Origin of the sequence: Acinetobacter sp. SK-43, assembly GCF_015351505.1 — a bacterium.
Classification (GTDB): Bacteria; Pseudomonadota; Gammaproteobacteria; order Pseudomonadales; family Moraxellaceae; genus Acinetobacter; species Acinetobacter junii.
Genome location: NZ_JADKPY010000080.1, coordinates 99,920 through 123,254 on the forward strand (window position 1 = coordinate 99,920; position 23,335 = coordinate 123,254).

Below are 23,335 nucleotides of genomic sequence, written 5' to 3' on the forward strand. Positions count from 1 at the left end.
GACTCAAGTTACTTCTCGTAAAAAAAGCAGGGATTAACCCTGCTTTTTTTATCAAACGATATCGAAGTTTAAATTTTACCGTGACACTGTTTGTATTTTAATCCCGAACCACAAGGACACGGTGCATTGCGGCTTTCTGGAACTGGGAATGGAGCATTATTCACTGTATATTCAGGCTCTTCAGATGCAGTCACTTCACCCGTTAAACCATCTACATCATCATGTTCAAATGATAAACGCATTGATTCAGCTTGACGTTGTTGTTGTGCTTCAAGCTCAGCCAATTCTTCTGCTGTTGGTACATGAACACGAGATAAATCAGTCACAACGTCTGATTTGATAATACCCAACATGTTCACAAACAAATTAAATGCTTCTTTCTTATATTCCTGCTCTGGATTTTTCTGAGCATAGCCACGCAAGTGGATACCCTGACGTAAATAATCCATCGCAGCTAAATGATCCTTCCAATGGCGATCTAAAGAGTTCAGCATAAAGTGACGCTCTAACATCGCAGCAGATTCATCACCCATTTGATTACGGCGTTGACGATAACGTGAAATCACTTCATCAGAAATACGTGCAATCAGACCTTCCTCATCCAAGCGGCGATCTTGATCTAACCACTGCTGTACAGGAAGCTCGATACCTAAATCCGTACGTAAAGCGGTTTCTAGACCAGGAATATCCCATTGGTCATGGATTGATTCAGGTGGAATGAAGTTCGCGATAACGCCTTTCATCACCTCTTTATGCATCTCTTCGATATAATCTTGTAATGTACTTTCTGCCAAAATCTCATCACGTTGTGAGTAAATAATTTTACGTTGTTCATTATTTACATCATCATACTTCAATAAGTTTTTACGAATATCAAAGTTACGGGCTTCAACTTTACGCTGTGCATTTTCAATAGAACGACTCACCATTTTATGTTCAATGGCTTCATTTTCCTGTAAGCCCATTGCACGCATCATGGCAACAACACGATCACCCGCAAAGATACGCATCAAATCATCTTCAAGCGATAAGTAGAAGCGAGAAACACCAGGGTCACCCTGACGACCCGCACGACCACGTAGCTGGTTATCAATACGACGTGATTCATGGCGCTCTGAACCGATGATATGCAAACCACCTGAGTTCAATACATCTTCGTGATCTTTTTCCCACTGCGCTTGTAAACGAGCTTCGTCTTCTGGCGTAGGATTTTCAATTTTTGCGAGTTTGGCTTTCCAGTTACCACCAAGCAAAATATCCGTACCACGACCTGCCATGTTTGTTGCAATCGTTACGGCGTTTGGACTACCTGCTTGAGCAATAATGTCCGCCTCACGCTCATGTTGTTTTGCATTGAGGACTTCGTGTTGAATACCTGCTTGTAATAACTTTGCAGATAAAATTTCACTCGCCTCAATCGTTGCAGTACCAATCAAAATCGGCGCAACACCCTGCTTACGAATATTGGTAATTTCTTCGATAATTGCGTTGTATTTACCGTTACGATTTAAATAAATTAAGTCGTTGTGATCCTTACGCACCATCGGACGGTGAGTTGGGATAATAACAACATCTAAACCGTAGATTTCTTTCATTTCAGCAGCTTCAGTATCAGCTGTACCTGTCATGCCTGAAAGCTTTTTATACAAACGGAAATAGTTCTGGAACGTTGTGGTTGCCAAAGTTTGGTTTTCAGGCTGAATTTCCATATTTTCTTTGGCTTCAACCGCTTGGTGTAAACCTTCAGACCAACGACGACCAGGCATCGTACGACCCGTACTTTCATCAACAATAATCACTTCTTCTTTTTGAGTCTGAGGATTAATGCCAATAATGTAGTGAACGTTCTTTTGGTATAGATAATGCGCACGAATCGCAGCAGTGACATGGTGAACCAGATTTAGGTTCGCAGCAGAATAAAGACTTTCACCCTCAGCAAGTAATCCCATACGGATTAACTCTTGCTCAACAGTCTCGTAACCAACCTCAGTCATTTCAACTGAGCGTTGTTTCTCATCAACCCAGAAGTGTCCGCCATCAGCCACTTTTTCTTCTTTCTGAGGTTTTAATGTTGGAGGAATGCTATTGATTAACTGATATAAATGCGATGAATCTTCACTTTGACCTGAAATAATCAATGGTGTACGTGCTTCATCAATTAAGATCGAGTCTACTTCATCGATGATCGCATAACTTAAACCACGTTGTTTTTTCTCTTGTAGAGAAAACACCATATTGTCACGAAGATAATCAAAGCCAAATTCGTTGTTCGTACCGTAAGTAATGTCTGCTAAATAAGCTTGTGCTTTCTCAGCAGGCATTTGCATCGAATAAATCACACCGATGCTTAAACCTAAAAACTCAAATAATGGGCGGTTGAGTTCAGCATCACGTTGTGCAAGATAGTCATTGACTGTGATGACATGCACACCCTGACCACTCAATGCATTGAGGTAACACGCTAAAGTACCCATCAGGGTTTTACCTTCACCTGTACGCATCTCAGCAATTTTGCCTTCGTGCAGTGTGATACCACCAATCAACTGAACATCATAGTGACGCATTCCCATCACGCGTTTTGCAGCTTCACGACAAACTGCAAATGCTTCAGGTAATAATTTATTTAGGCTTTCACCGTTTTTAAATCTTTCTTTGAATTCTTGAGTTTTTGCAGAAAGGTCTGCATCGTTAAGAGCAGATATCGTCGGTTCAAGCGCATTGATTTGTTCAACAATTTTACGCATGCGTTTGAGCTCACGCTCATTTTTAGTACCGAAGATACCTCCGATCAGACTTGCCAACATGAATAAACTCTCTAATCCTGTTTGTTTAAATAGGTAATTTTTTCTTAGCTGTTATTATGGAGTCAGAAATAAGAACTACAAGGGCTTTGCATCCAAACAGGTAAAAAAATCTGCGAGGCAATTCTGACCACAAGCAACCAAAGTCAGTTAATGTAGCAAATTTGACTATAAGTTACATCGACTAAAATGTGAATTTCCGATCAATTTTCCAACCAAACCCAGCTCTATATCTTTTAAACTCATAAAAAAATCAAAAAACAATATTTTTACTTCTATGCCTTCTGGCGCATATTAATCCAACATACATAAGATTAGAAATGTTCTGAGGACGAAGTATGACATTACGTTTAGGTGATATTGCTCCAAATTTCCAACAAGAATCGAGCGAAGGAAAAATTGATTTTTATGAGTTTCTAGGTAACCACTGGGGGATTTTATTTTCACATCCTGCTGATTTTACACCTGTTTGTACGACAGAACTGGGGTTCACCGCAAAGCTCAAAGATGAATTCACAAAACGAGGCGTAAAAGCAATCGCTTTATCTGTGGATGATGTGGAATCACATAAAAGCTGGATTCAGGATATCAATGAAACTCAAAACACAACGGTGAATTTCCCGATTATTGCAGACAAAGATCGTAAAGTTTCAGAGCTGTATGATTTTATCCATCCTAATGCCAGTGAAACTCTAACCGTGCGCTCATTGGTTATTATTGATCCCAATAAAAAGGTTCGTTTGATTATTACCTATCCTGCATCAACTGGTCGAAACTTTAATGAGGTATTACGTGTAATTGACTCATTACAGTTGACAGATCATCACAAAGTGGCGACTCCAGCAAACTGGCAGCACGGTGAAGATGTTGTTATTGTCCCATCACTCAAAGATGAGGAGGAAATTAAACAACGTTTTCCAAAGGGTTACACTGCTGTAAAACCTTATTTACGTCTCACGCCTCAGCCTGAGTAAGATTGAAGCTAATTCAAGGTTTTGAGCGAAGTGCAAGACTGATGAGATACATCGTATAAAAATATTCAACGCACCATACCAAACCACTTATTAAAACAAAATTTTATTTTCAAACTCCAGCGCCTATCATATCGATAGGCATTTTTTTAAGCTTATAAAATTTCATTTTAGTTTTCTTATTTGATACGTTATAAGAGAATTCTTAAACTTTAATAAAATAAGAACGCTATGATTTATAACATTCATCATTTGCACTGTGGAAGTTTCTGTCCAGTTTGCGCCCCGCTGTTTGGTCAAAAAGGTTGGAAAGCACATCTAGTCTGTCATTGTCTCCTCATTGAAACTGATCGCGGTCTAGTCTTAATTGATACAGGCTTAGGACTTCAAGACTATCTGCATACTGAACAGCGTTTAGGGAATTTACTTAAACAATTTGGCTCAATTGTACCCAACCTAAAACTAACTGCCATTCAGCAGATACAGCGACTTGGTTTTAACCCGAGTGATGTAAAACATATTTTTGTGACCCATCTAGATTTTGATCATGCTGGTGGAATTTCTGATTTTCCAAATGCAACAGTGCATCTCTTAGCAGCGGAATTTAATGCCACTCAATCACTTACAACCAAAGGCAAACTTCGTTATAAGACTGAACAGTTTAAACAGCATCGCTATTGGAACTTTGCTGAACATAATGATGGCGAGCCATGGTTTAACTTGCAAAAAGTTAAAGGGCTTCCGTTATTTCACGATGAAATTTTAATGATTCCCTTAATTGGACATACCGCTGGGCACTGTGGAATTGCGATTAAAAAGGCCGATGGCTGGATGTTGTACTGTGGCGATGCCTATTACACTCATCTTGAGCTAAACCCAAAAAACAAGCTCAGAGCTTTAGATTTCACTGAACGATTATTGGCTGAAGATAACCAACTACGTTTGCAAAACCTTAAACAGTTACAATATCTCGCTCAACATGAACCCAACATTGAGTTAATTTGTGCCCACGACCCTTATGAATTTAATCGCTATCAATAAAATGAAAAGAATATTTATTACTGTTTTTGTTGTTTCAACATTAAGTCTACATGGATGTATGACACATCCGAGTATAGAGCAATCTCAACGCCCTCAAAATTGGGGGGCTTTAATCTCGGATACGCATAATTTTTATCAGATCAGTCAGGATGTTTATCGCAGTGAACAACCCAATTCTGAGTTAATACCTTTACTAAAAAAATATCAGATTGAAACGGTGATCAATTTAAGAGCTCGAAATGAAGATGCAAAAGTTCTCCAAAATCAATCGCTAAATTTAGTACATATACCAATTCAAACATGGGCAATTAATCGCCAAGACTTACTTCAAGCGATGCAAGCTATTCAGATTGCAAAAAACAATAATCAAAAAGTCCTTGTTCATTGTTATCACGGATCAGATCGAACAGGTGCAACCATTGCGATGTATCGTATTATTTTTGAAAATTGGTCAATTGAAAATGCAGTCCAAGAAATGAAACAAGGAGGATATGGCTACCATATCATTTGGAAAAACATTGAAAATCTATTTACCTCAGAAAATGTACAATGGATTCAGCAGCAATTATCCAACCCTTCAAGTTAAAACTTAAAAACTCACTTGAGAGGTGGATTTTCTTGGCAAAAAACCTCTCACTATTATTAGAATAATTAAGACTCTAGAAATACATCTTTTTTCAGATTGTGAGATCACCAATAAAACCTAATCTCTAAGTATCTAGTTTGCTAAAAACCGAATTCTTGAGCAAAACCGTGATCACTTCGGAAAGACCGCCATCACTATCGGTGACTAATAAGAAGACCTCTCCATCAGCATTTGACTCAAGCCAAGTTATTCCTTCAACCTTAATAGCTAAAGAGTTTCCCTCAGCATCTTGGATCAAAAAGGAATCTAGCACTTCCCCTTTCGGTGAGAGCACTAAAATATAACTTCCTAACACTGCACCATCATCGTAGGTATTTAAGGTTTGCTCGACAGCTGCAGTTGCAACGATCAAATTCTTATCTACAAGAAAATAAGCATCTGAAATACCGCTTACTGAACCATTAATCTCAGGCAATGTGAGATTAAATGAACGTATAAGAGCATTTTCTAAAGATTTATGTGCTTGAATTTTTTCTAGATCAAATACTAAAACACCATGAAAGTGATTAATGTTGCCACGTTGGAAGATATAAAGATGATGATTATCTGAGCATACTGCTTCTATATTTAAATCTGCTCCGCCTGTGAGTGCAACGCAGTGCTGCAAATAATCATAATCCAACTTATCGAGCAAAGTCTGAACTTGATGATTAGATGGATTATACAACAGAGCTTGCTTTCTCTTTTCAGTCGAACCTGAGCCCATAACCAATAAATGAAGTTGTTCATTAAAAATGATACAACTTAATGCTTCATAATCAGGCTTTTCTGCTTTGCTTAATACGGTGAGAGCTTCTTGCTCAGATGACTCCAATAAAGGGACTTTTTCAAAAGTTGTTGTTGCAGTAATTTTATTTTTTAGGCTAGTTTTTAATAAGTAACGAACATCATCCCCAACGAAATATAAGTAGTCGCCTAAGTAAGCAACGCCAGACAATGCTCCAATTGCTGAGTCTGGCGAAAAACTAAATTTTTCAAGTATCTTTAAATCCGTTTGTTCCATTACTTCATCTCCTATTCGATGAAAAACGCACAATCAGCTCAACTTCAAAGATACTTAGCTTACTTAAACAACTTTTTATCTTTGATCTAGTGGAACCCAGTCAATTACCCAAGCTGATTTCATATTCAGACTTTCATCAGAAGAAATCTTTTTCCGAGTTGCATCAGCAACATCGCGATCTTTGGCAGGTCCAACCATAATACGAATACCTTTCGAGGTAGAACTGGTTGTGACTTTATAGCCTTTAGCACGTAGCTTGGATACGACAGCATCTGCATTTGCTTGGTTTGCAGCCAATGCCACTTGAACCATCCACTTCTTATCGCCATTTTCCATAAGATCGCGTGCTTTTTCAGCCTCAGCTTTCTTTTTGGCGTCTTCTTCAGCTTTACGTTTTTTATCATCAGCCGCTTTTTTGTCAGCTTCAGCTTTACGCTTGTCTTCTGCTGCCTTTTTCTCAGCTTCCGCTTTGCGTTTTTCTTCAGCAGCTTTTTTATCTGCTTCAGCCTTACGTTTCTCTTCCGCTGCTTTTTTCTCAGCTTCAGCTTTACGTTTCTCTTCCGCTAACTTCTTTTCAGCATCTGACTTAAGTTGATCTTGCTTTTGTTGTTCAGCTTTCTTTTTTTCATCTAACTTTCGCTTTTCCTCAGCAAGACGCTGAGCTTTTGCTTTGTCATCTTCTGCAAGTTCAGGAGGAATATTATCTGAACTTTCTTGCTCTGAACTACGGCGTGCATTTAAAGCTGCATATTCTTCAGCAGCTTTACGCGCAGCAGCAGCTTCAGCTTCTTGTTGCATTTTCAAGAACTCAGCGGCTCTGGCTTCTTGCTCTGCAACAGCTTTTTCACGAGCGAGGCGCTGCTCTTCGAGTAATCGCTTTTCAGTTTCTACATCCACAGCAAGTGGTTGGAGTGAAACCATTTCACCATCTTGTAAAGGTTGTGCGGTATTTGAGTTTGATTGAGTTTTGGGAATCGGATGAGAGATTGTTGCTTGTGCTTTGTCTTGCTCTATTTCTTCATTGCCCTTGAGAAGTAAGGCTGCCAATAAAACACCTCCTCCAAGTAGAACAACGCCGCCCATCCAACGTTGTTTGTTATTCATTGACATTCTTCTAAATACTCCCAGACCGCTTCTAAAGTATGAAACGAACCACAGACTAAAATCAGTTGATTGTTATTACATTGTTTCAACACGATTTCAAACGCTTGCTGGATACTGCTAAATTCGTGCACCTGTTGACCTGCCAATGCTTCATTTATCTGTTGCATTGGCGCAGCTCGAGGCACATCTAAAGTAGCAATAAACCAATTTTTTACTGTTGTTTTTAGTAAATCAGTTACAGATGCAATATCTTTATCTGCCAACATTGAGAATACAGCCACAACTTCTGTGTACTGTTTATTGTATTTTAAGAATTTTCGCAACTGGTTCAACAAAAATTCGACACCATGAGGGTTATGCCCAGCATCAAAAATGACGGTTTTGTTTTGAATTTGACGAATTTCAAATCGTCCTTGCAATGAAGCATGCTGAATACCATGAGCAATTGTGGATTGAGAAATAGGCAAACCACTTACTAAGATTGCAGCAACGGCAGTTGAAATATTTTCAATTGCCAAATGTCCTGTCGGCAACTTTAATGTTGTACCTGAAGAAGCAAAACACCATGACAGACCGTCATCATTTAATTGATAAAAATAATCTCGGTTTAATGCGTATAGATTAGCGTTAGATTCAAGCGCTTTATCTTGTATCGCTTGCGGTAAAGGTTGATTACCACCAAAAATCACGGGAATATTCGGACGAATAATTCCAGCTTTTTCAAAAGCGATTTTTTCAATTGTATCGCCCAACCAATCCACATGATCCAAACCAATATTGGTAATCACGGCAATATCAGGATCGATCACATTGACCACGTCTAGGCGACCACCGAGTCCTACTTCGAGTACCCATACATCACATTGCTTTTGTTTAAAAATCAAAAAAGCAGCCAAAGTGGTTGCTTCAAAGAAAGATAAACTTAATCCACACTCACGACGTGCTTGATCTACGAGTACGAAAGCATCGATAAGACTTTGATCATCAACCTCTTGCCCCGCTAACTTTAACCGCTCATTAAAACGGTAAATATGCGGCGATTGATAAAGCCCCACGTTATAACCTTGCGCATTTAAAATCGCAGCAAGCGTTGTTGTCGTTGAGCCTTTGCCATTGGTCCCTGCAACCGTAAAAACTTTTGCATTGGGTTTCATTACTCCAAGCTTTTCAGCAACTGGAATAACGCGTTCCAATCCCAAATCAATGCCCGTAACGTGAACATGGCTCCAATAATCGAGCCATGTTGTTAATGTATCATCAGAATGTGGTGTTTGCTGTGTCAAGGTAAGTTCATCAATTTAGCAACAAGTCTATATACAGTATCACGTAATGCATGACGATGAACAATTTGATCGACCACACCATGATCAAGCAAATATTCAGCACGTTGGAATGGTTCTTCTAACTTTTCACGAACTGTTTGCTCAATTACGCGCTTACCTGCAAATCCAATCATCGCTTTAGGTTCAGCAATATGTACATCGCCTAACATCGCGAGTGAAGCGGTAACACCACCATAGACAGGATGTGTCAACACAACCAGATACGGAAGACGTGCATCTTTCATTCGCTGAATCGCGGCTGAAGTACGTGCCATTTGCATCAAAGACAACATACCCTCTTGCATACGAGCACCACCCGATGCAGCAAAACAGATTAAAGGTTGACGTAATTCAATTGCTCGTTCAGCCGCTTGGACAAAACGATCACCTACGACTGTCCCCATTGAGCCACCCATGAAGTCAAACTCAAAAGCACAAGCGATTAGGTCTAAACCTTTGAGTGAACCTTGCATCACAACCAAAGCTTCTGTTTCACCTGTTTTATCTTGAGCTTCGCGCATACGCTCAGGATAAGGTTTACTGTCCACAAATTTTAATGGGTCTTTAGCAGCAAACTCTTGTCCCAACTCTGCATTAACTTGATCAAAAAACCAGTTTAAGCGATCACGAGCACGCATACGTAAGTGTTCGTCACACTGAGGACAAACATAAGCATTGAAAGACATTGCTGTACGTGTCACCAATGCATGACACTCTGGGCATTCAATCGTAGGCTCAGTAAAAGTTGCTTTGAATGTCTGCTGCTCAGTAGCAACTTGAATACCAGGGACTTGACGCTCAATCCAAGGCGTTGAAGGGCTAAGAACCTTCCCTGTTGTTAACTCTTGACTCATACTAACTCATCGAGCGCAGCTCGAAGCTCCTTCACTTTATTTACCGTCTCTTGCACAGCATCATCTGCTGGCAATGTCGCAAAAGATTTAACGAAAGCACTACCGACGATCACGGCATCAGCAACTTGACCCATTGCTTTTGCAGATGCAGCATCGCTAATACCAAATCCAACACCAACTGGTACATTGGTCATGGTTTTGATTTTCGCAATACGAGCTGCAGCTTCTGAGGTATCTAATGTTGCTGCACCTGTCACACCTTTTAATGACACATAGTAAACAAAACCACTCGCATGATTCACCACATGCTGAATACGCTTATCAGTTGATGTTGGTGCTAATAAGAAAATTTGATCCATCTCATTTTGTTTTAAGACTTCACCAAACTGCTTAGATTCCTCAGGTGGAAGATCCACAAGAAGTACACCATCAACACCACAATCTTTTGCATATGCAACAAATTTTTCATAACCAATCACTTCAACAGGATTCAAATATCCCATTAAAACAACAGGTGTGGTTTGATCTTTTTCACGAAAGGCTTTGACCATATCCAACGCATCTAGTGTATTGGTTCCACCTGCCAATGCACGCTCAGCAGCTAGTGCAATGACTGGACCATCAGCCATCGGATCTGAGAATGGTAAACCTAACTCAATAACGTCGACGCCAGCTTCAACCATTTGGTGAAGTAATGGAACAGTTACCTGTGGATGCGGGTCACCTGCCATAACATAAGAAACAAGCGCTTTACGTTGCTGAGATTTAAGCTGTTCAAAACGAGTGGCAAGACGTGACATAGGATTATGCTTTCCTTGATTTATATAAATTGAGGAGTTGTTTGTAGACATACAAAAACACTGCATTGTAACGCTATTTTTTGCTCATTGAACAGGTTTTGACGTGATTGCAACGTGAATATTGCTACTTACAACAGCCCTGACACATTTATCTATATTTTGGCTGAATTCTCAATGATCAAAGATTCCTAATTTTCAAGAAAACCACCTGCATTTTAGAAATCACCAAAGCTCCTTTATACTAGGCGCAATTTTTAAATATTCTTTTATTTTTTATGTCTGCCTACTCTCAGGAAAAAGTGCAAAGCAATGCGCTTGCTTTGTTACCTTTATTGGTATTTTTGATCATCTTTCTCGGGAGTGGTCTCTATCATTCAATGATTGGGACAGAATTTGCCTTTTATCAAGTAAAAGCGCCAGTCGCAGCAATCCCTGCCATCATTTTAGCTTTACTGCTATACAAACAGAAACTCAACACAGCCATCGAAGAGTTTCTTCAAGGCGCAAGTCATCCGAACCTTATTTTAATGTTCATGGTATTCATGTTGGCTGGAGCTTTTGCAAGTGTATCAAGTGCCATTGGAAGCGTTGATGCCACAGTTCAATTAGGTTTGTCATTGATTTCAGCTGAATTTGTGTTACCCATGCTGTTTATCATTTCAGCCTTTATTGCTACTGCTATGGGTACTTCTATGGGTACTATTGCTGCTTGTGCACCGATTGCTTTTGGTTTTACTCAAGCGACTGACATTTTACCAATTTATGCGATTGGAGCTGTCGTTGGTGGTGCAATGTTTGGCGACAATCTGTCCATGATCTCTGATACAACGATTGCTGCCACAAGAAGTCAAAATGTCGAACTTCGAGATAAATTTAGAGTCAACGTTTGGATTGCTTTACCTGCTGCCATCATGACCTTGATTGCTTATGTGCTACTCAGCCAACAAGCGGAATCAATTCAATCAAAAACTTATGATTTATGGTTAATTTTGCCTTATCTAGCGGTCTTTTTTCTAGCATTCAGCCGATTACATGTACTTGCAGTTTTAATGACTGGAGTGGTGCTATCTGGAATCATCGGTCTGATTGAAAAGCCTGAATTTGATTTATTGAAATTAAATTCTTCTATTTATGATGGCTTCGTGGGAATGTTTGAAGTTGCACTACTATCAATGTTACTTGGGGGTCTGTCAGCTTTGATGCAAAAAGAAGGTGGTTTACAGTGGTTAATCGAAAAAATTTATCGTATTACCCGTCTATTTAAATTTGGTCGTCAGCGTGCTGGGGAGTTGGGCATTAGTTTTCTTGTAGTCTTCTCCAATTTGTTTGTTGCGAATAATACAGTTGCGATCATTTTATCAGGCGATATGGCTCGTGAAGTGGCTAAAGAATATGGCGTTGATCCGAAACGTAGTGCAGCACTGTTAGACATTTTTTCTTGCGTGATTCAAGGCATTATTCCCTACGGTGCACAATTGCTTTTGGCTTGCTCAATTGCAAAGCTCTCGCCAGTCGAGTTAATCGGACATATTTACTATTGCTGGATTCTTGCCGTATTTGCGATTTTAGCGATCTTGTTTAATTATCCACGATTAAAAACATCTTAAACATTTGCAAAGTCTCTTTAGTTTTGATTTTAAAATTAAAGAGACTTTAAAAACTGCTTCGGTGTCACGCCAGTCCACCGTTTAAAAGCACGTCCAAATGCACTTTGATCTGCATAATTTAGCCGTTCAGCAATTTCAGAAAGGGATTTTCCTTGCTGCAAATACAACTTACTTTGTTCTAAACGATATTGATCTAAAATATCCTGAAAGTTAAGTTGATAAGCTTTTAGTTGACGTTGCAAAGTTCGCTCAGAACAATGCAAACGCTTTGCAACATAGCTTTGCAAGACCTCTTCTTGTTGAGCCAATCCCTGCTCGATATAAGTTTGTATTTTCTGTCTAAATTGTTGTTGCTGTGACTCAGAAGAAGTCACACTATTTAAAGATTGTTGTGCCTGTGTGGATAGCACATGATTAAGCTGTTGATCTCCTGCAATACTTTTCGCTTTTAAAATTTGATTTGAAAATCGAATGGCATATTGCCCTGCTTGCACATGAATAGGACATCCATAAAACTTTTCATAATGATACAATGCCGTATGAGGAAGATAACCAAACTGTATTTTTTGAGGTGGAACAAGGGCATCTTGTACGATGGATTGCGCAATTTTAAAGATCAATGCCAAATTCAGTTCATACATCTCACGATAGTCACTATACGATGCTCCCCAAACAATTTGGATGTACTCGGCAAACTGTTGCACGCTCAACTGTTCCAGATTTGTTTGCTTAAAGACCAAAGAATAATATCGTTGTAAGAGTTGCAATGCTTGTTGTAAGTCTAAACTGGTTGAAGCCAAATATCCCATTAGCCCTAAATCTTGCAAGTTAGCATGTTCAGCCAAAACAAGTGTAATGGGCCGCGAAAAATAACTTTGTGCTGCTTGTAGAAGTACAACATATCGTTCTACATCAAAATCTTGCTTATCAGGATGTTCTAAACAATTTTGAAATGTTAACCATAATTCTTGTTCCACAACTTTAGACAAATCGACTTGCTCTTGTTGAAGAACACGATTAAACAATCGCAAATATCCAATTATAATTTTAACTGACATATGCCAATCTCATCCTGATATGTCGTTATTTGTATAAAACTTGGCTGTAACTGTCAAAACATTTCATCGGACTTTTTCCATACTGAGTACATGAAAAAGAAAAAGGAAGAGCAAAGATGAATGCACATGTTTCCTATCAAGTTGATCCAATTGTAAGAACAAAACTAGATTTTCACCTTAATGAAGCACCACGCTTTTGGTTTGGTGGTGATCCATTCCGTACTCGTATGTTCGATGCATTGAGTCTGACATTCCCAGATGGGGAGCGCTATTTCATCGAGTCTGTTCGTTTGTTTCGTGACAAAATCAAAGATCCTGACTTGCAAGCACGTGTGGCTGACTTTATTCGTCAAGAAGCACAACACGGTATTGCCCATGACAAAATGAATGAGGTCATGAAAGAGCAAGGTATGCCTGTTGATCAGTTCACTGATCGTTTGAAGAAAATTTTTAAATTTGAACTCAAATATCGTTCGCCACAGTACAACATTGCGATGACTGCCGCAGCGGAACATTTGACAGCGCTCATGGCAGATACTTTCTACAGTAAAAAGGAAACTCTTGCGGATGCTGATCCCTTTGTTCGAGCGCTATTTGCTTGGCATGCGATCGAGGAAATGGAGCACCGTGATGTTGCCTTTGATGTCATGAAAGAAGTGGGCGATGTATCTGAGTTCACACGTCGCTCAGCATTAGTACTCACTACAGTTCTGATGTTTGGTTTTACGATGTATCGTACCGATGTCATGCTGAAAAAAGATGGTTTTAATTTAAAACAACGCCTAGATTTAGCACGTAAAGGTTTACCTTGGTTCTTTGGTCGAAAAGGTATTTTGACTTCTAAACGTGAACAATACAGCGATTGGTTCAAAGAAGACTTTCATCCCAATCAGCATCCGATTATTCGTCAATATGATGTTTGGATCGATACCTTAGCAAAAACTAATGATCCGATTGCTGCGGGCGAAGCCTTTTGGCAGGCTGGATTATAAACCATAAAAAACCTCCCTTTAAACGGGAGGTTTTTTTAGAACCTACCACTTCGCGTAATGCTGCTCTAATAAACCATATTGTTCATTTAGAACAACAGGTTCAACCGCTTCCAAATCAATCGTCCCTGTTACTTTCGCTTGCCATTGATTGAACTGACTGCCAATCAAACGCAAATTAATATTTTCAAAACGACACCACCCTGTTTCAACAAGTAGGTTGAGACGTTGATCTAAAGAACGAATTGACCATGTTGTTTCGTTTTGCTGTTCAAATAAAACATCATTGAGCGGATAGAGACGACCATTGACCCACAAAGCATTTTCATTGCCAAAACTTTCGTTCACACCTGACGCTAGATTTAAACCGATCCGTCGCTCTTGTTGATCTCTAAATTGACACGACAACCAAAACCAAGCAGTTTCTGGGCGAAGAAAACCACAAGTATCATCTAAAGCTGCTAGGCTTTGTTCATTAAAGTCGATGCGTTGCTGATCAGGACTAATAAAAAAACCTTCAACAGCTAAAGTGGTTTGCTTCTGTGTATACGTCCATCCATTAATACCTGTCGGTGAACACATACTCAAAGCATCAGTTCCTGCGCAAAAAATCCGTGCTTTCAGCTGTGTTTCGCCATGTTTTGTCACTTGAATATAACGCACACCATTCGCATGTTGCATATCAAATTGGTAGGCAGACTTTTTAAAAAAACTTTGACTAAACAAAGGCTGTTCGTCCAGTTGTGTTTTTAAAGCCAAAGGCTGTATCGCATTCCACTCAATGACTTTTTGCGAGAGATGATCATACACATAATAAAAAGCATGCCCTGCCCATGACAAATCAACAATCGCAATCCCGATGCTATAATGCTCATGTTGTAATCCACAGAATTTAAACTTCTTATATTTAAGCTGTTTTCGCCAACCTTTTAATACCTGACCATAAGGGGTTTTATAAATATAGTCATCTAAATTAATACGTGATGGAACGTGTTCGAATCGTCCATAACGAGGTTGACCATTTGTTTGTATCAAATCCATTGTCGATTTCCATGATTGCGTCATTGCATCTATTGCCGTCATAAAGTCCAAGCTCTATGATTTCTCAAGCATTATCTCGAACCATCAAAATTACTCAAATAAGTTCAGACTCATGCGAGTGAGCAGCAAGATGTATTTTAGCTTAATATTTCATCAAATATTCATACTCAAGTTTTATTTTAAAAAACAATCTTATACCACTCGATCAAAAAACATGACTCTACATCCATTATTAAAAGTCAACGCGTTGGGATTCATAGTATTAGCACTGACAGCATGTAACGACAACGATGATCAAAATAGCTCCGCAACCCAACCAGAACGACAAAATCAAAGTATTAATATTTTAGCTTTCAATGATTTTCACGGTAATTTAGAACCACCAAAACGTTTTATTGAGGCTGAAGACCCCACTGACACGAATAAATCGGTACGAATTCCTGTAGGTGGTGTCAGTTATTTTGCAGATGCAATCAATAAACTCCGTGCTCAATATCCTAACAATGCCGTAGTATCTGCGGGTGATTTAATTAGTGCCTCTCCACTTACCTCATCTCTATTCTTGGATGAACCGACCATTGAAACCATGAATGAAATCAAAATTGATTTTAACGCGGTTGGTAATCATGAATTTGATCGTGGAACTGATGAATTACGTCGTTTGCAAAATGGTGGTTGTCAGCAATATACCACCACTAAACCTTGCCAAATTAACAAAGATTTCGCTGGTGCAAAATTTAACTTTTTAGCAGCAAATGTCTCTTTGAAAGCTGATCCCAAAAGAACACTATTTCCTGCATATAAAATTAAGCGCTATGGCAATATCCCTGTTGCGTTTATTGGTTTAACCTTAGAAGCAACACCAACAATTGTCTCAGCGGCAGGTATCAAAGATGTTGATTTTCATGATGAAGCAGAGACTGTCAATTCACTTATACCTGAGTTAAAAAAGCAAGGGGTTGAAGCAATTGTTGTAGTGGTACATGAGGGTGTAGCGCCAAGTACTAAATTTAATGCGAAAACCTGCGCAGGATTAAGTGGACCTTTGACTGGAATATTAGATCGTTTAGATACTGCGGTTGATGTCGTGGTTTCAGGACACACCCACCAGTCTTATATCTGTGACTATTCAACCTTAAACCCACAAAAGCCATTTCTATTGACCTCAGCAGGACAATACGGCACAGCAATTACCAACATTAAACTTGAGCTCGATGGTAAAACTGGGGATGTCATCAAGAAAGATGCTCAACAAGTACCTATTCAAAGCGAAGCATATACGTCTGGAACGACTACAGTTAACTTGACTAACTTATATGAGAAATTTAACAAAACACCAAATATCGAAGCAATTCTTGATAAATATCGTCAAGCTGTAACTACAATTTCTGCACGTATCGTAGGCACTGCGACTACAGTCATTAATCGAAATGCAGCTGAAAGTGGTGAAACCGCTTTAGGTAATTTAATTGCAGATGCCCAACAAGCAGCAGCTTTAACTGCAAGCAATCAAGGCTCTGATTTCACATTAATGAATCCAGGTGGGGTACGTGCTGACCTTCAAACCAACAGTAATAATCAAATCACTTTTGGAGACGTATTTGCAGTACAACCTTTTGGTAATTCGATTGTCACTTTAAGTCTGACTGGCCAACAAATCCGTGAACTATTAGAACAACAATGGTCTGGGGCAAATGCTGATCGACCGCGCATATTACAGCCGTCTAAAGAGCTGAGTTATGCTTATAAAAAAGATGCAACTGCTGTCCCACGTGCTACTCAAATTATGATTTCTGGGCAGGCTTTAATGGATAGCAAATCTTATCGAGTCACCGTAAATAGTTTTATTGCAGATGGTGGCGATAACTTTACTGTACTCACAAAAGGAACCAATCGTGTAGGTGGTGGACAAGACATTGATGCATTAGAAAAATACATCAACCAAAATTCACCTGTTCAAGCACCTGAAACCAACCGTATTAAAGTTATTCAGTAGTTCACATAAAAAAATGGGGAAGCTTTCGTCTCCCCATTTTTTATGATATTTAATCAATTGGAAGATAAGTATTTTGCCAAGTTATCGGCTTAAACAGACCTTTCACTAAATGCACATAACGCCCTGCAACATGATCGATTGGGATACAATCATCCACCTCAATAACACGGTCAGTATGTGGTTTACCCCACTCTGGTGGAATCAACTGCTTCGCAATCTGTTTAGCTTGAGTAGTATTTGTAGCAACCACCAAGTGATAACGATGTAACTCGCCAAATTGATTTGCTGAATATCCGCCGAGATTGATCAAATATAACTTTTGCTCGTCTACTGCTGGGGCAGCAAGCGCGAAGTGAATTTGATAATCTACACCTTGCGTCTGAACTCCAGAAAACTGAGCCCAAGCGTCAATATGTAAACCCTTCAACTCACCAAACCAAGCTTGCTTCAGTTGAGGAATGATCTCCTGCACATCATCACCGATTGCCATAACCACATCATGGACTTCGGTAATGGCTTTAGCATGTCGACCACCCAACATCACCATAAACAAACTTGGCATGAGGTTGACTTACATTTCAACCATTTCGACGCCATCAATACGGGCTACCGTCATTAAATCTTTATCACCACGACCTGAAACAGTCGCAATAATGATTTGATCTTTTGACATTGTTGGTGCCAGTTTAGTGACATACGCCATCGCATGTGAACTTTCCAAAGCAGGAATAATTCCTTCAATTTTGGTGAGATCACGGAAACCTTGCAGAGCTTCATCATCCATAATCGGAACATATTCAACGCGTTTCATATCTTTCAAGAAACTGTGTTCTGGTCCAACACCAGGATAATCCAAACCTGCGGAAATACTGTGTGTTTCAATGATCTGACCTTGTGCATCAGACATGAGGTAAGTACGGTTACCATGCAATACACCAACATGACCTGCATTTAATGGAGCAGAATGTTTGCCTGTTTCAATACCGTAACCAGCAGCTTCAACGCCATACATTTTGACATCTTGATCATTCAGGAATGGATAGAACAAGCCCATCGCATTTGAACCACCACCGACACAAGCAACTAATGCATCAGGAAGACGACCCGCTTGCTCAAGGATTTGGCGACGCGCTTCACGTCCAATAATCGACTGGAAATCACGTACAAGTTGTGGATATGGGTGTGGCCCTGCAACTGTACCAATTACGTAATATGTCGTATCGACATTGGTTACCCAATCACGCATCGCTTCATTCAATGCATCTTTTAAAGTTTTGGATCCGCTTTGCACTGGTACAACTTTTGCGCCAAGCAAACGCATACGATATACATTCATCGCTTGACGCTTTACGTCTTCAGCACCCATGTACACCACGCACTCCATACCCAAGCGAGCAGCGATTGTTGCGGTTGCTACACCATGTTGACCAGCACCTGTTTCAGCAATGATTCGTTTTTTGCCCGAAAGTTTTGCCAATAATGCCTGACCAATCGTGTTATTTACTTTGTGAGAGCCAGTATGGTTTAGGTCTTCACGTTTTAAGTAAATTTGCGCACCGCCGAGGTGCTGAGACCATCGCTCAGCATGATAAAGAGGACTAGGACGACCAACATAGTACGCAAGATCACGATCAAACTCAGCCAAAAACGTTTCATCATTTTTCATACGATTATAAAGATTTTCTAAATCTTCAAGCGCAGCCATCAGCGTTTCTGACACAAAACGTCCACCATGAATACCGAAATGCCCTTGAGCATCTGGAAACTGGGTGTAGTCAATCACATTATTTTGCTGATCCACGTTGGACTCCTTGCATAAATTTTTCAATGAGTTGTTGGTCTTTTATACCTTTTGCGGACTCTACGCCTCCGCTCACATCTACAGCAAAAGCAGCCGTAGTGTGTATAGCTTCACTCACATTTTCAGGGGTTAAACCGCCTGCCAAAATCAGTGGGATATCAAGTTGAGGAAATTGATTCCAATCGAAACAATGCCCCGTCCCACCTTTTAACTGAGGATGCCATGCATCTAAAAGTACTGCACTGGCTCCCGCAGCTTCATAACGTTGAATTTCAGTCACAACATCTAAATCAGGCTTAACTTGAATCGCTTTGTACCAACGGCGCTTACATTGCGCAGCAATTTGTTGGCATTGCTCAGGGGTTTCATCACCATGTAGTTGTAATACATCTAAAGGAACTGAATCAAGCACCGTTTGGATTTCTTGTGCACTTGCATTGACAAATAAACCCACCAATTGCACATAGGGAGGAACGAGATTCGCAAGTTCCTGTGCATTTTCAATAGTGACATGCCTTGGACTCGGAGGGAAAAAAACCAAACCAATTGCATCTGCGCCAGCACTTATTGCGGCTTGAATATCTTGTGCACGTGTGATGCCACAAATCTTGGCGCGAGTTCGGCTTTGAATTTGGCGCATAATAAGTCCAATTTTAGCATTAAAATTTGATTGCACCGCATTGTAATCCAATTTAACCAGCTTGGGGCAAAGTTCAGTCTGAAATGCGATTGTTTAAAAAACGTGAACACTTTATACTGCGCTCAATCTCGCAACAAGTCTAAAGCAAAATCTTTTGCTTATAGGGAAGTTGGTGCAAATCCAACACTGCCCTCGCAACGGTAACACCGAATTATTAATCTCAGCTCTAAGCCAAATCACTGCATCTGAATGATGTGGGAAGATGATTAATAGCATCACGATTGTGATGATATAGTGAAGTCCGGAGACCTGCTTGTTGTTTACTTCCACATTAACATTCACGATGGGTGAATGTATGGAGCGACATCATGTCTACACATTTAAAACCGGCACATTTGGCTGGGGCTATCGCTATTGCGATGGGGTTAAGTTCAACTGCTTTTGCTCAAACCGTATCAACTAATAAAACTGCATCACTCGATACGATCGTGGTCACAGCAACACGTACAGAACAAAAAATTAGTGATGTCCCTGCCCGTATCAACATCATAGAACCGAAGATTCTTGAGCAATCTCCAATTGCATCATTACCGCAATTGTTACAAACAGATGCCTCAATCAATATGGTCCAAAGCGGTGGTTACGGACAAGCAGCCTCAATCTTTTTACGAGGCACTAATTCAAATCACACACTATTATTAAGAGATGGTGTTCGCCTTAACTCAAATACATCTGGTGCCGCTTCTCTTCCATTTATTGATACCACTGACATCAAACAAATTGAAGTATTAAAAGGTCCAGCATCTGTTTTATACGGTGCGGATGCTATTGGCGGTGTAGTGCAACTCATTTCAAAAACACCTGAAAAAACTTCAGCTTTTGTAACAGGTGAGATCGGTGAAAATAAAACTTATAAATCTGTAATTGGTGCAGACCTAGCAGAAAATGGTTTTTATGCACAACTGCGTGGTCAACGTTTAGAAACTGATGGTACGCCTGTCACTGATGCTAAAAACTCGAAGAAAGCGAGTTTTGATCAAAAAGGCTATAGTGCAAAAATTGGTGTAGAACAAGAAAACTATGCTGCTTCTGTTGATTATAGTGAAAATGAAGGCTACAGCGACTACGACAATTACGGCAATTTAGTTTCTCAAGACTTTAAAAATGAAGCGATTAACCTAAAAGCGCGTGCCAATATTCTAGAGAACTTAGCTGTACATGCACGACTATCACAGTATAAAGACGACCTGAATCAAAATAATTCTCCTGACTACGTATATAGCACGACTCAAGAGGCAGAACTCTATACCAAATGGCAATTCACACCTGCACAAAACATTTTATTGGGTTCAACCTTTAAAGACATTAAAGGTGATGTGTACTCTAAAAATCTTTGGGGTGGAGAAGACGTAAAATACAGAGAATCTATCGATACCGTTGGTTATTTTCTTCAGCATCAATATCAACAAAATGGCATAGAAACTCAAGTTGGTGTTCGTGTTGAGGATAACGATAAGTTTGGTACACATACTGTAGGTCAAGGTGCGATCAGATACCAAGTATTACCACTAACAAGTGTTTATGCGAATATTGGCTCTGCATTCCGCGCGCCAACTACAAATGATCTGTATGCGATGTCTTGGGGCGCCAATCCTGACCTAAAACCAGAAGAAAGTTTTTCTTATGAAATTGGTGTAGACCAAAAGCTAAACTATGGTATTGATTTGGGGTTATCGGTTTACCGTAACAAAGTGGATAATTTAATTAGCTTCCAAGCAGGCAAACTGATTAATGTTAACAAAGCAACGTTTACAGGTGGCGAAGCATCATTTAAGTGGCAACAAGATGAGTTGTTTTTAGATACAACATATGCCTATGTTCAAGCCAAAGATGATGAAACAAATAAAGAGTTAAATCGTCGTCCGAAACAAAGCTTAACGTTAACCACTGGTTGGGATGATGGAATCTACGGTATTTCAGCATCTATCGTTGCGAAATCTAAATCTAAAGATTTTGCCGACTGGCCTTCAACCACCCCAACCACAACACCAGGTTACGTAACTACTAATGTCAATGCATATTGGCAACCAACGCCAATGATCAGAATCTTCACTAATCTCGAGAACATCGGTGATGTGAACTACAAAACCGCTTATAACGGTGGTGGTGTTTACTACGTTAACGGTGGTCGTCTAGCTTCAGCAGGCGTTACGTTCCGTTATTAATCGCGCAATAATATCCTAAAAATATTTTATTAACTCCATTTTCGGGGTAATGTTTTGACCGACATTATCCCCTTTTTATTGGTAGGACAGTTTGATGGGACATCGTTTAAGTAAAATCTACACTCGCACTGGCGACTCAGGTACAACAGGGCTTGGAGATGGTTCACGTGTAGCTAAAGATGATTTGCGTATTACAGCCTTAGGTGATGTTGATGAACTGAATGCAACGATAGGTGTACTTCGTGCTCAGATCACAGCTAGCCAAATAGAAAGCAAAGCCCAATGGGACAAAAGCTTAAGTCTTATTCAACATTGGCTATTCGATTTAGGTGGTGAGGTTTGTATTCCAAACTATCATTTACTCCAACCGATTTGTATTGAATTCCTTGAAAAAGAAATTGATCAAATGAACGAATCGCTGCCGATGCTCAAAGAGTTTATTTTACCTTCAGGTAGTCTGGCATGTAGCTATGCACATCAGGCACGTGCTGTATGTCGTCGTGCTGAACGTGCATTAATGTCGGTACACAGTCGTGATCAAAATATTCAAGCAACGGCTTTACAGCTATTGAATCGTCTATCAGACTGGTTATTTGTTGCTTCCCGTGCTTTACAACGTGCAGAAGGCGGTAGCGAAGTACTCTGGCAAAAGAACATTAATGACAGCATTGAACAAGCATAATTATTTCTAAGGTGAGTCGAAATGCGAATCATTGGTCATCGTGGTGCACGTGGTGAAGCCCCTGAAAATACACTAGGTGGATTTCGCTATCTACATGGACTGGGGATACGTGCAGTCGAGTTTGACGTACGTCAACTCAAAGATGGGCAACTGGTAGTTATTCATGATGATGATTTTGTGCGTACCACAGGTCGAGCACAACATGTTGAAAGCTGCGATTTATCTGAAGCTCAACAATTCGATCATCGCCATCAATGGCAGCATTGGATATTTGAAGAATACACCCCAAGTTTGCCGCATGTATTAGAATGCCTAACAGATTTTGACCACATCGAAGTGGAAATCAAAGCAGTCGCAGATGAAGCTGCTGCCGAACGCCTGATCGAGCAATTACATCAAGATTTAAAAGGTTTTGAGACTTCAGCAACGATCACAAGTTTTGATGTCAAAATTTTAGCTGCCCTACAACACATTCGTAGTCACTATAAACGCGGTTTGTTGGTTGAAATCCCAATTGGTGAATATGCCATTGAACTTGCTCAACAATATGAATGTCAGCAAATAGGTTGGAAAGACCAGCTTGTCACTGATGAGATCATCAAACTCACCCAACATGCGAATTTAAAAACCAGTGTTTGGACTGTGAATGACATTGATCGAGCAAAATATCTTCAACAACTCGGTATAGAGGGGTTGATTACAGATGTTCCTCAACTCATGCTGCAACACCTCAAGCTGTAAAAAAAGACGACTT

The 23,335-nt window shown here is 39.8% G+C and carries 20 protein-coding genes and 1 riboswitch; of the genes, 9 read left to right on the plus strand and 11 right to left on the minus strand.

What is annotated here, in order from left to right; genetic code table 11:
* Positions 1 to 68: 68 nt before the first annotated feature.
* Complete coding sequence (gene secA / locus IRT38_RS15375) at positions 69 to 2,804, minus strand: preprotein translocase subunit SecA (protein WP_194598164.1); 2,736 nt, start codon at positions 2,802 to 2,804, stop codon at positions 69 to 71.
* 335 nt (positions 2,805 to 3,139) lie between these two features.
* On the opposite strand from secA, the gene IRT38_RS15380 reads away from it, so the two are divergent.
* From IRT38_RS15380 to IRT38_RS15390, 3 genes are all read left to right on the plus strand, one after another.
* Positions 3,140 to 3,775 (plus strand): peroxiredoxin, encoded by a 636-nt coding sequence (locus IRT38_RS15380; RefSeq protein ID WP_099949110.1) that lies wholly within the window; start codon positions 3,140 to 3,142, stop codon positions 3,773 to 3,775.
* A 228-nt stretch (positions 3,776 to 4,003) separates the two neighbouring features.
* Positions 4,004 to 4,813, plus strand: a complete 810-nt coding sequence (locus IRT38_RS15385) for an MBL fold metallo-hydrolase (RefSeq protein WP_194598165.1) — start codon at positions 4,004 to 4,006, stop codon at positions 4,811 to 4,813.
* Position 4,814: 1 nt separating this feature from the next.
* On the plus strand, positions 4,815 to 5,399 hold the full coding sequence (locus IRT38_RS15390) for a dual specificity protein phosphatase family protein (RefSeq protein ID WP_194598166.1): 585 nt from the start codon (positions 4,815 to 4,817) through the stop codon (positions 5,397 to 5,399).
* Between the two features lie 124 nt (positions 5,400 to 5,523).
* Here the strand turns inward: IRT38_RS15390 and IRT38_RS15395 are convergent, their stop codons facing one another.
* The 5 genes from IRT38_RS15395 to trpA all read right to left on the minus strand — a co-directional run bounded on the left by IRT38_RS15395 (position 5,524) and on the right by trpA (position 10,542).
* Positions 5,524 to 6,462: a DUF6929 family protein gene (locus tag IRT38_RS15395; protein WP_194598167.1), complete on the minus strand. Its 939-nt coding sequence runs from the start codon at positions 6,460 to 6,462 to the stop codon at positions 5,524 to 5,526.
* Positions 6,463 to 6,537: 75 nt separating this feature from the next.
* Positions 6,538 to 7,572, minus strand: a complete 1,035-nt coding sequence (locus IRT38_RS15400; protein ID WP_194598168.1) for an SPOR domain-containing protein — start codon at positions 7,570 to 7,572, stop codon at positions 6,538 to 6,540.
* Positions 7,563 to 8,849 carry a bifunctional tetrahydrofolate synthase/dihydrofolate synthase gene (folC, locus tag IRT38_RS15405; protein WP_194598169.1) on the minus strand — a complete coding sequence of 429 codons (1,287 nt, stop codon included), beginning with the start codon at positions 8,847 to 8,849 and terminating at the stop codon, positions 7,563 to 7,565. Before folC ends, IRT38_RS15400 begins: the two co-directional genes overlap by 10 nt.
* Positions 8,846 to 9,742, minus strand: coding sequence for an acetyl-CoA carboxylase, carboxyltransferase subunit beta (gene accD / locus IRT38_RS15410; RefSeq protein WP_004908863.1), 897 nt, complete (start codon positions 9,740 to 9,742; stop codon positions 8,846 to 8,848). The genes folC and accD overlap by 4 nt, the downstream gene beginning before the upstream one ends.
* Entirely contained in the window at positions 9,739 to 10,542 is an 804-nt protein-coding gene (trpA, locus tag IRT38_RS15415) for a tryptophan synthase subunit alpha (RefSeq protein WP_004908864.1), read from the minus strand. Before trpA ends, accD begins: the two co-directional genes overlap by 4 nt.
* A gap of 275 nt (positions 10,543 to 10,817) precedes the next feature.
* Between trpA and IRT38_RS15420 the strand changes: the two genes are divergently transcribed.
* Entirely contained in the window at positions 10,818 to 12,149 is a 1,332-nt protein-coding gene (locus tag IRT38_RS15420) for a Na+/H+ antiporter NhaC family protein (RefSeq protein ID WP_194598170.1), read from the plus strand.
* Positions 12,150 to 12,184: 35 nt separating this feature from the next.
* On the opposite strand, the gene IRT38_RS15425 is transcribed toward IRT38_RS15420, so the two are convergent.
* Positions 12,185 to 13,207, minus strand: a complete 1,023-nt coding sequence (locus tag IRT38_RS15425) for an AraC family transcriptional regulator (protein ID WP_194598171.1) — start codon at positions 13,205 to 13,207, stop codon at positions 12,185 to 12,187.
* Positions 13,208 to 13,323: 116 nt separating this feature from the next.
* On the opposite strand from IRT38_RS15425, the gene IRT38_RS15430 reads away from it, so the two are divergent.
* Positions 13,324 to 14,199: a metal-dependent hydrolase gene (locus tag IRT38_RS15430; protein WP_194598172.1), complete on the plus strand. Its 876-nt coding sequence runs from the start codon at positions 13,324 to 13,326 to the stop codon at positions 14,197 to 14,199.
* A gap of 42 nt (positions 14,200 to 14,241) precedes the next feature.
* On the opposite strand, the gene IRT38_RS15435 is transcribed toward IRT38_RS15430, so the two are convergent.
* Positions 14,242 to 15,237, minus strand: a complete 996-nt coding sequence (locus IRT38_RS15435; protein ID WP_125318598.1) for a DUF2804 domain-containing protein — start codon at positions 15,235 to 15,237, stop codon at positions 14,242 to 14,244.
* Between the two features lie 214 nt (positions 15,238 to 15,451).
* Between IRT38_RS15435 and IRT38_RS15440 the strand changes: the two genes are divergently transcribed.
* Positions 15,452 to 17,233 carry a bifunctional metallophosphatase/5'-nucleotidase gene (locus IRT38_RS15440; RefSeq protein ID WP_194598173.1) on the plus strand — a complete coding sequence of 594 codons (1,782 nt, stop codon included), beginning with the start codon at positions 15,452 to 15,454 and terminating at the stop codon, positions 17,231 to 17,233.
* A gap of 49 nt (positions 17,234 to 17,282) precedes the next feature.
* On the opposite strand, the gene IRT38_RS15445 is transcribed toward IRT38_RS15440, so the two are convergent.
* The 3 genes from IRT38_RS15445 to IRT38_RS15455 are packed head-to-tail and all read right to left on the minus strand — an operon-like array spanning position 17,283 to position 19,674.
* Positions 17,283 to 17,795: a DUF1543 domain-containing protein gene (locus tag IRT38_RS15445; RefSeq protein ID WP_004950425.1), complete on the minus strand. Its 513-nt coding sequence runs from the start codon at positions 17,793 to 17,795 to the stop codon at positions 17,283 to 17,285.
* A gap of 9 nt (positions 17,796 to 17,804) precedes the next feature.
* Positions 17,805 to 19,034 carry a tryptophan synthase subunit beta gene (gene trpB / locus IRT38_RS15450; RefSeq protein WP_194598174.1) on the minus strand — a complete coding sequence of 410 codons (1,230 nt, stop codon included), beginning with the start codon at positions 19,032 to 19,034 and terminating at the stop codon, positions 17,805 to 17,807.
* The gene (locus IRT38_RS15455) at positions 19,018 to 19,674 is read right to left on the minus strand and encodes a phosphoribosylanthranilate isomerase (RefSeq protein WP_153569610.1); all 657 of its coding nucleotides are present in this window, start codon (positions 19,672 to 19,674) and stop codon (positions 19,018 to 19,020) included. The genes trpB and IRT38_RS15455 overlap by 17 nt, the downstream gene beginning before the upstream one ends.
* A 118-nt stretch (positions 19,675 to 19,792) precedes the next feature.
* Positions 19,793 to 20,006: riboswitch (cobalamin riboswitch) on the plus strand.
* Between the two features lie 36 nt (positions 20,007 to 20,042).
* Between IRT38_RS15455 and IRT38_RS15460 the strand changes: the two genes are divergently transcribed.
* From IRT38_RS15460 to IRT38_RS15470, 3 genes are all read left to right on the plus strand, one after another.
* The gene (locus IRT38_RS15460; RefSeq protein ID WP_194598175.1) at positions 20,043 to 21,899 is read left to right on the plus strand and encodes a TonB-dependent receptor plug domain-containing protein; all 1,857 of its coding nucleotides are present in this window, start codon (positions 20,043 to 20,045) and stop codon (positions 21,897 to 21,899) included.
* 94 nt (positions 21,900 to 21,993) lie between these two features.
* Entirely contained in the window at positions 21,994 to 22,581 is a 588-nt protein-coding gene (locus IRT38_RS15465; protein WP_004950418.1) for a cob(I)yrinic acid a,c-diamide adenosyltransferase, read from the plus strand.
* Positions 22,582 to 22,602: 21 nt separating this feature from the next.
* The gene (locus tag IRT38_RS15470; RefSeq protein WP_194598176.1) at positions 22,603 to 23,322 is read left to right on the plus strand and encodes a glycerophosphodiester phosphodiesterase; all 720 of its coding nucleotides are present in this window, start codon (positions 22,603 to 22,605) and stop codon (positions 23,320 to 23,322) included.
* Positions 23,323 to 23,335: the final 13 nt, after the last annotated feature.

What these genes read in the sequence shown, in the direction of transcription:
- secA (WP_194598164.1), bottom strand. Translation starts at nt 2,804, where the DNA reads ATGTTGGCAAGTCTGATCGGAGGTATCTTCGGTACTAAAAATGAGCGT.
- IRT38_RS15380 (WP_099949110.1), top strand. Translation starts at nt 3,140, where the DNA reads ATGACATTACGTTTAGGTGATATTGCTCCAAATTTCCAACAAGAATCG.
- IRT38_RS15385 (WP_194598165.1), top strand. Translation starts at nt 4,004, where the DNA reads ATGATTTATAACATTCATCATTTGCACTGTGGAAGTTTCTGTCCAGTT.
- IRT38_RS15390 (WP_194598166.1), top strand. Translation starts at nt 4,815, where the DNA reads ATGAAAAGAATATTTATTACTGTTTTTGTTGTTTCAACATTAAGTCTA.
- IRT38_RS15395 (WP_194598167.1), bottom strand. Translation starts at nt 6,462, where the DNA reads ATGGAACAAACGGATTTAAAGATACTTGAAAAATTTAGTTTTTCGCCA.
- IRT38_RS15400 (WP_194598168.1), bottom strand. Translation starts at nt 7,572, where the DNA reads ATGTCAATGAATAACAAACAACGTTGGATGGGCGGCGTTGTTCTACTT.
- accD (WP_004908863.1), bottom strand. Translation starts at nt 9,742, where the DNA reads ATGAGTCAAGAGTTAACAACAGGGAAGGTTCTTAGCCCTTCAACGCCT.
- trpA (WP_004908864.1), bottom strand. Translation starts at nt 10,542, where the DNA reads ATGTCACGTCTTGCCACTCGTTTTGAACAGCTTAAATCTCAGCAACGT.
- IRT38_RS15420 (WP_194598170.1), top strand. Translation starts at nt 10,818, where the DNA reads ATGTCTGCCTACTCTCAGGAAAAAGTGCAAAGCAATGCGCTTGCTTTG.
- IRT38_RS15425 (WP_194598171.1), bottom strand. Translation starts at nt 13,207, where the DNA reads ATGTCAGTTAAAATTATAATTGGATATTTGCGATTGTTTAATCGTGTT.
- IRT38_RS15430 (WP_194598172.1), top strand. Translation starts at nt 13,324, where the DNA reads ATGAATGCACATGTTTCCTATCAAGTTGATCCAATTGTAAGAACAAAA.
- IRT38_RS15435 (WP_125318598.1), bottom strand. Translation starts at nt 15,237, where the DNA reads ATGGATTTGATACAAACAAATGGTCAACCTCGTTATGGACGATTCGAA.
- IRT38_RS15440 (WP_194598173.1), top strand. Translation starts at nt 15,452, where the DNA reads ATGACTCTACATCCATTATTAAAAGTCAACGCGTTGGGATTCATAGTA.
- IRT38_RS15445 (WP_004950425.1), bottom strand. Translation starts at nt 17,795, where the DNA reads ATGCCAAGTTTGTTTATGGTGATGTTGGGTGGTCGACATGCTAAAGCC.
- IRT38_RS15455 (WP_153569610.1), bottom strand. Translation starts at nt 19,674, where the DNA reads ATGCGCCAAATTCAAAGCCGAACTCGCGCCAAGATTTGTGGCATCACA.
- IRT38_RS15460 (WP_194598175.1), top strand. Translation starts at nt 20,043, where the DNA reads ATGTCTACACATTTAAAACCGGCACATTTGGCTGGGGCTATCGCTATT.
- IRT38_RS15465 (WP_004950418.1), top strand. Translation starts at nt 21,994, where the DNA reads ATGGGACATCGTTTAAGTAAAATCTACACTCGCACTGGCGACTCAGGT.
- IRT38_RS15470 (WP_194598176.1), top strand. Translation starts at nt 22,603, where the DNA reads ATGCGAATCATTGGTCATCGTGGTGCACGTGGTGAAGCCCCTGAAAAT.